Source organism: Micromonospora sp. NPDC049171 (assembly GCF_040648275.1).
Taxonomy (GTDB): domain Bacteria; phylum Actinomycetota; class Actinomycetes; order Mycobacteriales; family Micromonosporaceae; genus Micromonospora.
In genome coordinates this window covers 102,833-115,964 of the sequence record NZ_JBEZDJ010000027.1, presented here as the reverse complement: position 1 = coordinate 115,964, position 13,132 = coordinate 102,833, and the positions used below count along the sequence as shown (strand labels likewise).

Genomic DNA, 13,132 nt, shown 5'->3' with positions numbered 1-13,132 from the left:
TCAGTCGGTCCAGGTACCAGTATCGTCGGCGTTCGATCGGGGACGGATCACTGGCGAAGGGGACCGCGGGCATGAGCACACCGCTGAGGCCGCATGATCCACGCGAGGTCGGGCCGTACGGCGACCGATCTCGGACCAGCGGGAAGATCTCCCTGGGCATCAACGGGCGCGGCGACGGCAAGGCGGCGGGCGGCTTCGGAGTGATGTTCGGCAACGTCACCGTCGCCACCCCTAGCTGATCCACCCGAGCGACCGGTCGAGGGTGTCGGCGTTGAGCCTGATGTCGGACCTCCGGGACGATGTGGTCGGTTCGGTTCGGTTCGTCGACGATCCGTCAGCGGGCGTGGGTGCCGCTGGCGGCGGCACGCAGGCCGTGGTCGAGAAAGTTGATCATCCAGGTGAAGCTGTCGTCGACGGATGTGTCGATCTGGAACCCGCCGGCCGCTTCCAGGGTCGAGAACCCGTGCAGGGTGCTGCGGAGCATCCGCAGGGCGTGAATCTCCTGAACGGAGTCCAGGTGGTAGCCGCGCAGCATGGCCGCCCAGGAGGCGACGACCCGTTCGAGGGCGGGGACGAGCGGGTCGTCCGGTCCGGTCGGGCGGGCGGCATTGCCGGCCGCGTACCGGCCCGGGTGTTTCTGCACGTAGGTCCGCATCGCCTGCGCCCCGGCGGCGAGGGCATCGCTGCCGGCCCTTCCCTGGATGGCGTCGCGAATGGCGTCAGCGAACTCGGCCATGACCAGGACAGCTATCCGGTGTGCGAGATCGGCCTGGCTGGTGACGTGTTTGTAGAGCGCGGGGGTCTTGACTCCGAGCCGTTCGGCGAGCAGGCCCATGCTGAAGTTCTCGAAGCCGATGTCATCGATCAGGGCCGCGCCGGCCTCGGTGACCGACTGCGCGGTGAGCCGGGCCCTAGGCATTCGCCAGCGTCTTGTCGAGGAAGGGCCGGGCCAGCGCGAAGACCTCATCCGGCGTCTGGACGTGTGCGTAGTGACCGGCACCCTCGATGACGACGAGCTCACCGATGCCCCTGGGCAGGTCGGCGATGATCTTCTCGCCCTCGGCGCGGGGGTCGGCCCAGTCGGGGTCGAGGCTGCCCTCGATGACCAGGACCGGGCAGGTGACGTTGGCCAGCTGCGCGCCGGCGTCGGTCGGGCTGGTCTTGCACATAGCCTGCAGGACCTTCATCCGGCCGGGCTCGCTCAGCTTCGCCTCGATGCGCCTCAGCTCGGCGTCCCAGTCGGCGGGCTTGACCGGGTACGCCGCGTCGAGGTACTTCTTCCAGCTCGCCAGACTTCCCCGGATCAGGACCTGCGCCATCTGGCTGTAACCGGTCCGGAAGCGCTTCACCCGCATCAGCCCGCCGAGATCGAAGGGTTGTACGCGGGTGAACGGCGCCAGCTCGATGACGCCGTTGATCAGATCGGGCGCGGTGGCCGCCGCGATGGTCGCCGCGCCGCCGCTGATCGATTGGCCGATGATCACGGCCGGACCGCCGAGGTGGCGCACGAGGGCGACGAGGTCACCCGCGATGTCGGTGCGGCTGTAGCCGTCCCAGCCCAGGCTGGAGTCGCCGCAGCCGCGGATGTCGACGTTGGCGACCCGGTACCCGGCGCCGGCCAGGGCCGGAGCGAGGAAACGGTAGGAGTGCCGACTGTCGCCGATGCCGTGCGCCAGGACCACGAGAGGGCCCTGCCCGGACACCTCGTAGGCGAGGTTGTTACCGGCGATGCTTAAGGACTCGGTCATGACGACCTCCACAGGATTGGTTAATGATGCTAGCTACAGGTTAGTGGCGTTAACTAAAAGCGTCAAGCGATCTTCTTCGACGGCGCTCGCACCTCGTCTGGATGCCGGTGTCAGCGCACGGACAGCGTGCGGCTACCGAGTGCCGTGCATGGTGGGTGAGTGGCCTCCGCTCGCCATGGCGGCGAGGACGGCGTCGAGCAGGCCGGGAAACCTGGCATCCAGGTCGTCGCGGATCACTCGGCCCTGCCTGCGGGCGAACAGCACCCCGCTCTCGCGCAGGACGCGCCAATGATGGGTGGCTGAGGATGCGGGAACGTCCGCTCGAACTCCTGGCCGGTGAACTCTGCCCCGACCGGGGCCAGCTCGGCGAGGGTCGGTAGTGCGCCCTGCGCAAGTGCTTCGATGCGCGGCGGCGGAGGCGGGATCCTTCTCGCGCGTCAGCGCACCAGCCAGCTCGTTCTGCGCGATACCCGTGACAAACGCCGAGACGGCGCGGAATGCGACGAAGAGGTCAACGCCCTTCAGGCCGCCGCGAGCGAGTGCTGCCGCGAGCGTCTCGGTGGGGACGAGGCTGGCGCGAGACGAGGTGCGACGGGGGAGTATGAGCGGAATGACTGCCGGATGGGCGCGGTAGGTGCGCCACAGAGCGGTGGCCACGGCCCGCGTCTCGGCCAGCCAGTCGTCGGTCGGCCCGGGTAGCGCGACGCGAGCGGAGACGGCGTCGACCACAAGCTCCTCAAGCGCTTCGCGGCTCTCGACGTAGTTGTAGAGGGTCATGGGGCCGGTCTGCGGTGAGGCCGCGAGGGAGCGCATGGTGAGCCCGGCCAAACCATCCCGGTCGACGATCGCCAGCGCGTGTTGCGCGTCCGTGTCATCGTCTCCGGGCGTAATGCCGAACGAGGACTGGAGGTGGTGGAACAGATCCGTGCCGAGGGAGGAGTGGCCGACTTTGTCGCCGCCGACCTCCGCGACGCGCACTCCGCGGTAGAACTCGCGGCCTAGGCCACCCGGGCCGCCGAGTCCGCAGGCGGAACGCCCCGGCGGTCCTGGCGGATACCAGGACCCCTGGGCCTAGGTGCCTGGAACGCTCTTTCAGCGCTGCGCAGGCGCCCCGGCCACCCTCCCTCGGGCTTCGTCAGCAGCCGTGACGAGGTTGAACACCGTGTACGGGTCGTGTCCTCGGAACAGCAGTGAGATGACTAGCGCGGCCATCGCCTCCAGATGCCGGGCGTACGTGACATCGCCGACCGCCAGCGGCGCACAACCCAGATCCTCGATCAGCGCACCGACCGTGGCCCGGGCCTCCTCGTCGTCGCCGCAGAAGGGGACCACCAGCGGCCGGCCGTCGAAGGCGGGCGGGTCGAGCTGCCAGACCTTCGCCTCGCAGAGGTTGAACGCCTTCACCACCCGGGCGCCGGTGCGCTGCTGAATCTGCTCGGCCAGCGAGGTGGCGCCGGAGGTGACCGAGAAACCCGTCAACTCCACCGGGTTGGTGCAGTCGACGACGACCTTGCCGGTCAGTGCACCCCGGCCCGCCCCGGCCGCGTCGAGGACCTCCGGCACGGCCGTATACGCCACGGCCAACAGGGTGACGTCCGCCGCCTGCGCCGCGTCGGCGAGCGAACCGCTCCGCGCCCCCAGGGCGGTCGCCAGTTGCTGCGCCTTGGCGGCGCTACGTCCGCCGACCAGCACGTCGTGGCCCGCTGCCGCCCAGCGCCCGCCCAGCGTGCGTGCCATCGTGCCGGTACCCAGGATGCCGATCTTCATCATGTCCTCCGCTGTCTCGGCCGGCCGAGCGGTCCGGCAAGTGGGGAAACGATAGAGGTACCCGCCGGACACCACTGCTGAGTGGTACCACCGCTACCAGCAAATCTGCTGATCTGTTTGCCCAGGCCGCGCCGGCGGACAGTGAGACTCACCTGTCCACTGTCTGCAAGGAGTGTCCCGCGGTGTCCAATCTCGCCGAATCAGTGCCATCGGGTCGGGAAGCGACGGCGGACCTATCGCCGGCGCCTCCGTCGCGCGTGCGCGCCAACCTGCTGCTGCTCCTGCTGTGCATGGCCGAATTCATGATCGTGCTCGACTTCTCCATCACCAACGTGGCGCTGCCGACGATCCAGCGCCAGCTGTCCTTCAGCGACGGCTCGCTGCAGTGGGTGGTCAGCGCCTACGCCCTCGGCTTCGGAGGCTTCCTGCTGCTCGGCGGCCGCATCTCCGACCTGTTCGGGCGCCGCCGGCTGTTCATCATCGGCCTGGTCGCCTTCTCCGTGGTGTCGCTGCTGGCCGGCTTCGCGCAGGACGCCACCCAGCTGATCATCCTGCGCGGGCTGCAGGGCCTCGCCGCCTCCCTGGTCGCGCCGGCCGCCCTCTCCCTGCTGACCACGTCCTTCCCCGAGGGCAAGGAGCGCAACCGGGCGCTCGGCGCGTACGGCGCCGTGCTGTCCTTCGGTTTCGTCGCCGGCGTCATCCTCGGCGGCGTGCTGACCGACGCGCTGAGCTGGGAGTGGGTCTTCTTCGTCAACGTGCCCATCGGCCTCGCCACGGCCCTGTTCGCCCCGGTGCTCGTGCCCCGCCCGACCGCCGCCGCGGGCCCCCGCCCCCGGCTCGACGTGCCCGGCGCGATCACCATCACCGGCGCCGCGGTGAGCATCGTCTACGGCTTCTCGATCGCCAACACCGAGGGCTGGCTGTCGGTGAGCACCCTGGGGTCGTTCGCGCTGGGCCTGGTGCTGCTGGCGCTGTTCGTCCTGGCCGAGCGCCGTTCGGCGGAACCGCTGGTGCCGCTGGAGATCTTCAAGGTACGCAGCATCGTCGGCGCCAACGTGGTCAACGTCCTGCTGATCGGCGCCTTCGTCGGCATCACCTACGTGCTCACCCTCTATCTGCAGCGGATCAAGGACTACAGCCCGCTGGAGACCGGGCTCAGCTTCGCGGTGCTGGGCCTGACCGCCATGGTCGCCGGCTTCACCGGGGCCAAGCTGGCCGGCAAGCTGGGCCTGACCCGGGCCATGCTGCTCGGCGTCCTGCTGCAGGCGGTCGGCGCGTTCGTGGTCGCCACGCTCCCGGCCGAGAACTCCCTGGCCTACATCCTGATCGGCACCGCGCTGATCGGCTTCGGCAACGTCGCCGCGGTCGTCATGATCAGCATCACCGCCACCGCCGGCGTGGCGGACCACCAGCAGGGCCTGGCCGGCGGGCTGCTCAACACCTCGCAGCAGCTCGGCGCGGCGATCGGCGCGGCCGCCTTCGCCGCGATCGCCGCCTCGCGGACGGCGTCGCTGCTGCCGGAGGGCACCACCGGCAGCGTCAGCGATCCGGCGGCCTTGCTCTCCGGCTTCCGGTATTCGCTCGTGTGCACCGCGATCGCGGCCGTGATCGCGGCCGTGATCGGCGCCGTGATGCTCCGGACGCGCGCCGACCGCACCTCCTAAGACCGACCGATCCGGCCCTGCCGCCCGCCCCCGCGGACGGGGCCACCGGATGCGCGGCGCGGCTGCCGGCCGCGCCGCGCATCCGCGCATCCGGTCAGACCGGCGATCGGTTGGTCAGTTCCGCCGAGAGCGACCGCAGGCAGGCCCGGTTGGCCTCGTCGTACGCGGCGGGATGCGCCTGCGCCTCGCGGAGCTGGTCGAAGTAGCGTCCGGTGACGCCATCCAGATCGGCGTCGAGAGCCAGCCGGGACACGGCCTCGACCCCGTCCGCAATGGTGCTGATCGGGGTCGACACCATCTTCGTCGGCATGTACGTCGCCGGGTGTAGGGCGTTGACGGTGACTCCGCTGCCCTGAAGCTCGGCGGCCAGGTCAAAGGTGAACATGATCTGCGCCAGCTTGCTCTGGCAATATGCCCGGCGCCCGCCGTAGCCGCGAGTGAGCATGACGTCGGTGAAGTCGATGGGCGTCTGCCCGGCCGAGCTGACGTTGATGACACGGGCCGGGGCCGAGCGACGCAGCAGGTCCAGCAGCCGGTGCGAGAGCAGATAGGTGGACAGGTAGTTCACGGCGAAGCGCAGTTCGAACCCGTCGGCGCTCTCCAGGCGCGCGGTGCCACCGGGCACGTCGGCGCCGATGCCGGCATTGTTGATCAGCACGTCCAGCCGGGGCTCGGCCGCGGCGACCTGATCGGCCAGCGCGTGCACCCCGGCCAGCGAGGAGAAGTCCGCCCGGTAGCCGCGCGCCTCGCCAGAGCCGGTCGCCCGCACCTGGCGCACGGTGGCGGCGATGCGCGCGGCCGAGCGGCCGTGCACCAGCACGGTGGCGCCGCGACGGGCGAGGGCGACGGCCAGGCCGCGGCCCAGCCCGTCGGTGGCGCCGGTGATCAGCACGGTCGGCAGCTGGCGTAGTGGCATGGTGCTCGCTCCTCAACAGCTCGGCGAAGGATCCGGCGCCGGCGGCGTGCCGGAAACTGGAAGCGGGCGAGCCCCGTCATACCGACGAAGCCCGCCCGCGCGGTTCAGTGTTGCCCGGGGCGGTCCGGCCACCCAGGGCACCGTTCATCCTGGCATTGTGGGTGCCAGGTTGGTGCGTGCGGCGGTGAGCCAGACGACTGCGCCCGGGGCGATCCCGGCCCCTGCGGGCCGTCCCGCGCCCCCGTAGCGCTCGTCCGCCGTGTCCAGCAGCACCGACCACACCCGCGGGTCGGCGACCGCGTCCCAGCCGAGCGGCCGGTCAGTCAGGTTCGCCACGCAGAGCAGCACGCCGTCGCCGTGGTCGCGGGCGAACGCCAGCAGCGGCTCGCCCGGGCCGGGACGCCGCCACCACCGCACCGGCTCCGGTCCGGCGGCCACCTGCTGGCAGATCCGGTTCAGCCGGGTGACCAGCCGGCCCATCCCCCGATACAGCTCGCCGCCCGGGGCGTCGAGCAACGGCGACGGGTCCACCGGGGCCCACTCCCGCCAGGGTTCGGCGCCGCCGTGCTCCGCGCCCATGAACAGCAGGGGCACCCCGGGCGTGGCGTACTGCAACGCCAGGAGGGCCCGCAGCGCCGCGGCGGCATCCGGGCCGTCGCCGTGCACGCGACGCCACAGCGGCTCGTGCGGCGCGGTGATCTCGTCGTGGCTGACCGGCAGCACCACCGGGCGCGCGGCGGCGCGATCCACGGCGGCGGCGAGCGTTTCCCGCAGGTGCGGGCGCTGGTCCGGGCCGGCGGCGAAGTACGTGAAGGTGTCGTGCGCCCAGCCGAGGTCCCAGCACAGGTCGAAGCCGAGGCCACCGGCGTCCACCGGCTCCGTGACCCCGTCGGTCAGCCCTGCTTCCTCGGCGATCAGCAGCGCGCCGGGATGCCGGCGGCGTACCGCGCCGGTCAGCTCGCGCAGGAAGTCGATTCCGGGCCGGTCGAGCACGTCGCCGCCGGCCCACCCGCCCGGTTCGCGCAGGAAGTCGCGGCGGGTGATCGAGCTGACCGCGTCGACGCGCAGCCCGTCGAAGTGGAACTCCTCCAGCCAGTAGAGCGCGCTGGCGACGAGGAAGTCACGCACCTGCGGGCGCTGGTAGTCGAACGTCTTGGTGCCCCAGAGCGGGTGCCATGCCCGGTCCGGGTCGGACGGCTCATACAGCGCACCGCCGTCGAAGTCGGCCAGCGACCAGTCGTCCGGTGCGAAGTGCGCCGGGACCCAGTCGAGCAGCACGCCGACACCCGCGGCGTGCAGCCGGTCGATCAGGTGGCGCAACTCGTCCGCGCCGCCGAACCGTGCGCTGGGCGCGAAGTACGAACTGACCTGGTAGCCCCAGGACCCGCCGTACGGGTGCTCGGTGACCGGCATCAGCTCCACGTGGGTGAAGCCGTGCCGGCGCACGTACGGCACCAGGTCGTCAGCCAGCCGCCGGAACCCGGCGCCGGGGCGCCAGGATCCGGCGTGCACCTCATACACCGAGACCGGGGCGTGCCGCCGCGGGCGCCCGGCGAGCCAGTCCGCGTCGGTCCACCGGTGCCGCGACGGGGCCGGGACTACCGACGTGTGCGGCTCCCCGGGTACAACCTCGCGGGCCCACGGGTCGGCCTTGTGCCGGACCGTGCCGTCGCGGCCGTGAACCTGGAACCGGTAGTGGACGCCGGGCCGGGCCCGCGGCACCACCGTGTCCCAGCAACCGTCCGCCGAGCGGGTCATCGCCTCCTGGACCGGCCGGACGCCCGGGTGCCACCACACCAGATCGACGGCCTCGGCGGCCGGCGCCCACACCCGGAATCGGGTCGGCCCGCCGGCGACGTCCGGGTGCGCCCCCATCCGGCGCCACAGGGCGTCCAGCTCCGCGCGCACGGCCGGTTCGGTGCCGGCGCTCACCGCGGCGTCCCGGTGCCGAGCCGGTCAAGCGTGGCGAGCGGGATGGGCAGCCAGGCGGGCCGGACGGTGGCCTCGTAGACCACCTCGTAGACGATCCGGTCCAGCACGTAACCCTCCAGCAGTTGCCGGCTGCGCCCCGGATCGGTGCCGGTGCTGTCCGCGTACCCGGCGCACAGCGCCTCGCGATTGAGCGCGGACCACTGGCTCAGGCGCCGGACCGCGTCCGCGTCCGGCGCTTCGTCGCGCACCGGATAGTGCGTCGCATAGTCGAGGGACCGCAGCAGCCCGGCGACGTCATACAGCGGCGAGCGCGGCGCGCGGCGCTGCGCGAGAGGCCGGGCGGGTTCACCCTCGAAGTCCAGCAGCCACCAGGTGTGCGAGGTGCGCAGGAGCTGACCCAGGTGCAGGTCGCCGTGCACCCGCTGGATGGGCACCGGCGTGGACAACCCGGCGAGGCGCCGGTACCGGGCGTGCAGGAACGGGGCGTGCGGCCGCAGCGCGGGCACGACAGCGACGGCCTCGTCGAGGTGGGCGGCGAAGCCCGCGGCCACGTCTGCGGGGTCGGCGACGTCGCCACCGAAGGCGGTGCGCAGATCGGCGTGCACCTCCCCGACCGCGGCTCCGATTCGGCGGGCCTCGAACTCGAAGTCGCCGCCCGAGCGCGCCACCACCGCCGGGGCGTCGTCGGCCAGCACGTCGCGGACGCTGGCCAGGGCCATCGCCCAGCCGTCCACGGCATGCGGGGCATACCCGCTGAGCATGCCGAGGGTGGTCGGCTCACCCCGCAGCTCGCCCTCCACGGCGCCGAGCAGCGGGGCGACGTGGCCGGAGCCCAGCCGGGTGAGCGCCCGGTGCAGCTCCAGGTCGAGGTTCAGCCCCGGCTCGACCTGGCGGAAGATCTTCAGGATGACCTCGTCGTCATACACGATCGAGGTGTTGCTCTGCTCGGCGGCCAGGACCCGCACGAGCGACGGCGCCGGCGGCCCGGAGTCCGACAGGGCCGCGGTCAGCCGCGGGCCGAGCCGGTCCGGCAGGCCGGCGCCGGGCTCGGGCCGGAAGCGGGTGGTGCCGCGCTCGGCGCCACTGGCTATCGCCCGCAGCAAAGCCAGCGCGGCGACCGGGACGGCGCCGGATGCAGCCGGGTACGGCGGTACGGCGTCGAGCCCGGGCACCACCTGGTAGTGCTGCGGGGCGCGATCGTGGAATCGCACCTCGAGCAGGTCGAGCCGGGACGCCGGCCCGTCCCCGTCGCCGCTCAGCGGCACGGAGCCGACCGGCCGCACCTCGCGGACGGCGTGGCCCTTGGCGCGGAACCACCGTTGCTCGGGCAGCCAGGCGGCCAGGTGTGCCGCGTTGACCGGGGTGTGTGTCGGATCAGTCATCTCGACCCTCCTCGGTGGGACGCAGGGCGAACCAGTAGAAGCCGTGTCCGGGCATGGTGAGCAGATAGCTGTCGGTGCCCGGGCTGGGGAACCGCACGCCGCCGATGAGGTCGGTCAGGCGGTATCCGGCGTATGCGGACAGGTCCAGTTCGACCGGCTGGGCGAACCGCGAGAGGTTGTTGACGCACAGCACGACGTCCTCGGTGCCGTCCGCGTGGCGCGGCCGGCGCAGGTAGGCGAAGACGCTCGGGTTGGTGGCCTCCAGCTCGTGGAAGTCGCCGACGCCGAAGGTGCTGTGCCGCTTGCGGACGGCGAGCAACTGGCGGGTGAAGTGCAGCAGCGACGAGGTGTGGGCGAGCTGGTTCTCCACGTTGACCGACTGGTAGCTGTTGCTGGGGCTGAGGACCAGCGGCAGGTGCAACTGCCCGGGGTCGCACGAGGAGAAGCCGGCGTTGCGTTCCGGCGTCCACTGCATCGGGGTGCGCACGCCGTCGCGGTCGCCGAGCCAGATGTTGTCGCCCATGCCGATCTCGTCGCCGTAGTAGAGCACCGGCGAGCCGGGCAGCGACAGCAGCAGGGCGGTGAACAGCTCGATCTGGTTGCGGTCGTTCTCCAGCAGCGGTGCCAGGCGGCGGCGGATGCCGATGTTGGCCCGCATCCTCGGGTCCTTGGCGTATTCGGCGTACATGTAGTCGCGTTCCTCGTCGCTGACCATCTCGAGCGTCAGCTCGTCGTGGTTGCGCAGGAAGATGCCCCACTGCGCGCCGGAGGGGATCGCCGGCGTCTGCGCCAGGATCTCCGAGATGGGCAGCCGTGACTCGCGGCGCACCGCCATGAAGATGCGCGGCATCAGCGGGAAGTGGAACGCCATGTGGCACTCGTCGCCGCCGGTCGCCGGATCGCCGAAATACTCGACCACGTCGGCCGGCCACTGGTTCGCCTCGGCGAGCAGCACCCGGTCCGGGTATTCGTCGTCGACCACCTTGCGCACCAGGCGCAGGAAGGCGTGGGTGGCCGGCAGGTTCTCACCGTTGGTGCCGTCGGCCTCGAACAGGTATGGCACCGCGTCCAGCCGGAAACCGTCGGTGCCCAGGTCGAGCCAGAAGCGCAGGACGTCGAGCATCGCCTCCTGCACGGCCGGGTTGTCATAGTTGAGGTCCGGCTGGTGGCTGAAGAAGCGGTGCCAGTAGAACTGGTGCCGCACCGGGTCGTACGCCCAGTTGGAGGTCTCGGTGTCGACGAAGATGACCCGCGCGTCCGAATACCGGTCGTCGTTGTCGTTCCAGACGTAGAAGTCGCCGTACGGCCCGTCGGGGTCGGTGCGCGACGCCTGGAACCAGGGGTGGCGGTCCGAGGTGTGGTTCATCACCATGTCGATGACCACCCGGATGCCCCGCTTGTGGGCCTCGTCCAGCAGGCGTACGTAGTCGTCGAGGGTGCCCAGCGCGGGGTGCACCCGGCGGAAGTCGCTGATGTCGTAGCCGCCGTCGCGCAGTGGCGAGTGCAGGAACGGCGGCAGCCACAGGCAGTCGATGCCGAGCCACTGGAGATAGTCCAGCCGCTCGGTCAGCCCGCGCAGGTCGCCCAGCCCGTCCCCGTTGCTGTCCTGGAAGGCGCGCACCAGGACCTCATAGAAGACGGCACTGCGATACCACTCGGGTTCGGGGGCGACCATGGACACCTGCGCGGCCGGTGACGTGGTGTTCATGCTTGTTCCAGGGTGAAGAATCGGGCGACCGCCACGGCGGGATCGATGCGCACGGCTGCGCTGTCGTGCCAGGTGCGGCTCCGGCCGGTGGCCAGATCCCGCAGGCGCAGCGGCCGGTCGGGTGACAGGCCCAGAGCCTGGGCGTCCAGCCGCAGCGGCGCCTGCCGCCGGCGGACGGGATCGAGGGTGACGACGCACAGGACGATCTCGCCGGTGCGGTCGTCCACCTTGGAATAGGCGAGGAGCTGGTCGTCCGCCACGTCGTGGAAGACCAGTCCGCGCTGCCGGCCGAGGGCGCGGTGCCGGTGCCGCAGCCGGTTCAGCCGGGTGATCCACGGCCGCAGCGAGGGCCGGGAATCGGCGCCGGCGGGCGGGCGGTAGTGCAGTTCGTACTTCTCGCTGTGCAGATAGTCCTCCCGGCCGGGACCGGCCGGGGTGTTCTCATACAGCTCGAAGCCCGCATACATGCCCCAGGACGGACCGAGGGTGGCGGCCAGGGCCGCGCGGATGGCGAACACGGCCGGTGGCGCGCCGGCCAGGTGCCCCGGCAGGATGTCCGGGGTGTTGACCCACAGGTTGGGCCGCAGGTGGTCGGCGTCCGCGGTGAGCTCGCGCAGGTAGCCGGTCAGCTCCGCCTTGGTGGTCCGCCAGGTGAAGTAGGTGTAGGACTGGCTGAAGCCGACCTTGGCGAGCCCGTGCAGCACGGCGGGGCGGGTGAAGGCCTCGGAGAGGAAGACGACGTCCGGGTCGGCCTGCTTGACCCGCTCGATCAGCCACTGCCAAAAGTTGAGCGGCTTGGTGTGCGGGTTGTCGACCCGGAAGATCCGGACGCCCTCGCCCACCCAGTGCAGCACCACCCGCAGGATCTCGGCGCGCAGCCCGGCCGGGTCGTTGTCGAAGTTGAGCGGGTAGATGTCCTGGTACTTCTTCGGCGGGTTCTCCGCGTAGGCGATGCTGCCGTCGGCGCGGGTGGTGAACCATTCGGGATGCTCGGTGACCCAGGGATGGTCCGGGGCGCACTGCAGGGCGAGGTCCAACGCGACCTCCAGTCTCTGGTCGGCGGCGGCCCGGACGAAGGCCCGGAAGTCCGCGGCCGAGCCGAGGCGGGGGTGGATCGCGTCGTGGCCGCCCTCCTGGGCCCCGATCGCCCACGGGGAGCCGACGTCGCCGGGGGCGGCGGTCGCGGCGTTGTCCCGGCCCTTGCGCGCCAACCGGCCGATCGGGTGGATCGGTGGCAGATAGAGGACGTCGAAGCCCATCGCCGCGATGCCGGGCAGGTGGGCGGCGGCGGTGCGCAGGTCGCCATGCACCGGGCGGCCGTCCGGGCCGAGACCGCCGGTGGAGCGCGGGAACAGCTCGTACCACGCGCCGGTCAGCGCCCGCTCCCGCTCGACCAGCAGCCGCCGGGTGGGCCCGCGGGTGAGCAGCTCGCGCAGTGGGCGGGTGTCCATGATGTGCCGCACGGCGGCGTCCAGGGCGGGCTCGGTCCGCTGCGGCAGAGCGGCGTGCCGGTCCCGCAGGGCCCGTGCCGCCGCGCGCAGAAGACGGCCGTCCGCGCCCGGCACCCGGCGTGCCGCCCGCAGCAGCAGCCTTTCCCCCTCGGCCAGCTCGTTGGCCAGCTCGCCGGCCGGGAAGCCGGCGGCCAGCTTCGCGGTCAGCGCGTCGCGCCAGGTGTGCCAGGGCGCGCTGTAGGCATCCACGCGGTAGGTCCAGTAGCCGCTGTGGTCCGGGACCAGGGCGCCCGACCAGCGGTCCAGACCCGCGTCGGTCAGTTCCATCGGCCGGCGGTGCTCGCCGCGTTCGCCGGGGCGGCGCCACACCAGTTCGGCGCGGACCGCGTCGTGGCCCTCCCGGTAGACGGTCGCTCCCACGTCGACCCGTTCGCCGACGACTGCCTTGGCCGGGAAGCGGCCGGCCCCCACGGCCGGGACGATGTCCTCAATGGCCAGTCTCAGACTCACGTCTGCTCCTTCGCTGTCGGTGTGTCACCGACAGTGCGGAGCGGCGCGGGGTCA

Annotated in this window: 11 protein-coding genes; 2 read left to right on the top strand and 9 right to left on the bottom strand. The window is 71.7% G+C overall.

The window, feature by feature from the left end; translation table 11 throughout:
• Positions 1-71 precede the first annotated feature (71 nt).
• On the top strand, positions 72-239 hold the full coding sequence (locus AB0B14_RS29225; RefSeq protein WP_357525317.1) for a hypothetical protein: 168 nt from the start codon (positions 72-74) through the stop codon (positions 237-239).
• A 95-nt stretch (positions 240-334) separates the two neighbouring features.
• On the opposite strand, the gene AB0B14_RS29220 is transcribed toward AB0B14_RS29225, so the two are convergent.
• The 4 genes from AB0B14_RS29220 to AB0B14_RS29205 all read right to left on the bottom strand — a co-directional run bounded on the left by AB0B14_RS29220 (position 335) and on the right by AB0B14_RS29205 (position 3,515).
• The gene (locus tag AB0B14_RS29220; protein WP_357073710.1) at positions 335-919 is read right to left on the bottom strand and encodes a WHG domain-containing protein; all 585 of its coding nucleotides are present in this window, start codon (positions 917-919) and stop codon (positions 335-337) included.
• Entirely contained in the window at positions 912-1,748 is an 837-nt protein-coding gene (locus AB0B14_RS29215; protein WP_357525315.1) for an alpha/beta hydrolase, read from the bottom strand. The genes AB0B14_RS29220 and AB0B14_RS29215 overlap by 8 nt, the downstream gene beginning before the upstream one ends.
• Positions 1,749-1,880: 132 nt before the next feature.
• A complete protein-coding gene (locus AB0B14_RS29210) occupies positions 1,881-2,726 on the bottom strand; it encodes a TetR/AcrR family transcriptional regulator C-terminal domain-containing protein (protein WP_357525313.1) in 846 nt (281 codons plus the stop codon).
• A 114-nt stretch (positions 2,727-2,840) separates the two neighbouring features.
• Complete coding sequence (locus tag AB0B14_RS29205) at positions 2,841-3,515, bottom strand: NAD(P)-binding domain-containing protein (RefSeq protein WP_357073718.1); 675 nt, start codon at positions 3,513-3,515, stop codon at positions 2,841-2,843.
• Positions 3,516-3,772: 257 nt separating this feature from the next.
• On the opposite strand from AB0B14_RS29205, the gene AB0B14_RS29200 reads away from it, so the two are divergent.
• On the top strand, positions 3,773-5,179 hold the full coding sequence (locus AB0B14_RS29200; protein WP_357073721.1) for an MFS transporter: 1,407 nt from the start codon (positions 3,773-3,775) through the stop codon (positions 5,177-5,179).
• A 94-nt stretch (positions 5,180-5,273) separates the two neighbouring features.
• Here AB0B14_RS29200 and AB0B14_RS29195 read toward each other — a convergent pair whose 3' ends face one another.
• The 5 genes from AB0B14_RS29195 to AB0B14_RS29175 all read right to left on the bottom strand — a co-directional run bounded on the left by AB0B14_RS29195 (position 5,274) and on the right by AB0B14_RS29175 (position 13,078).
• Positions 5,274-6,095 carry an SDR family NAD(P)-dependent oxidoreductase gene (locus AB0B14_RS29195; RefSeq protein WP_357525311.1) on the bottom strand — a complete coding sequence of 274 codons (822 nt, stop codon included), beginning with the start codon at positions 6,093-6,095 and terminating at the stop codon, positions 5,274-5,276.
• 144 nt (positions 6,096-6,239) lie between these two features.
• The gene (locus AB0B14_RS29190; protein ID WP_357525309.1) at positions 6,240-8,027 is read right to left on the bottom strand and encodes an alpha-amylase family glycosyl hydrolase; all 1,788 of its coding nucleotides are present in this window, start codon (positions 8,025-8,027) and stop codon (positions 6,240-6,242) included.
• The gene (locus tag AB0B14_RS29185) at positions 8,024-9,409 is read right to left on the bottom strand and encodes a hypothetical protein (protein WP_357525307.1); all 1,386 of its coding nucleotides are present in this window, start codon (positions 9,407-9,409) and stop codon (positions 8,024-8,026) included. Before AB0B14_RS29185 ends, AB0B14_RS29190 begins: the two co-directional genes overlap by 4 nt.
• The gene (gene treS, locus AB0B14_RS29180) at positions 9,402-11,117 is read right to left on the bottom strand and encodes a maltose alpha-D-glucosyltransferase (RefSeq protein ID WP_357073732.1); all 1,716 of its coding nucleotides are present in this window, start codon (positions 11,115-11,117) and stop codon (positions 9,402-9,404) included. The genes AB0B14_RS29185 and treS overlap by 8 nt, the downstream gene beginning before the upstream one ends.
• Complete coding sequence (locus tag AB0B14_RS29175; protein WP_357525305.1) at positions 11,114-13,078, bottom strand: maltotransferase domain-containing protein; 1,965 nt, start codon at positions 13,076-13,078, stop codon at positions 11,114-11,116. The genes treS and AB0B14_RS29175 overlap by 4 nt, the downstream gene beginning before the upstream one ends.
• Positions 13,079-13,132 lie beyond the last annotated feature (54 nt).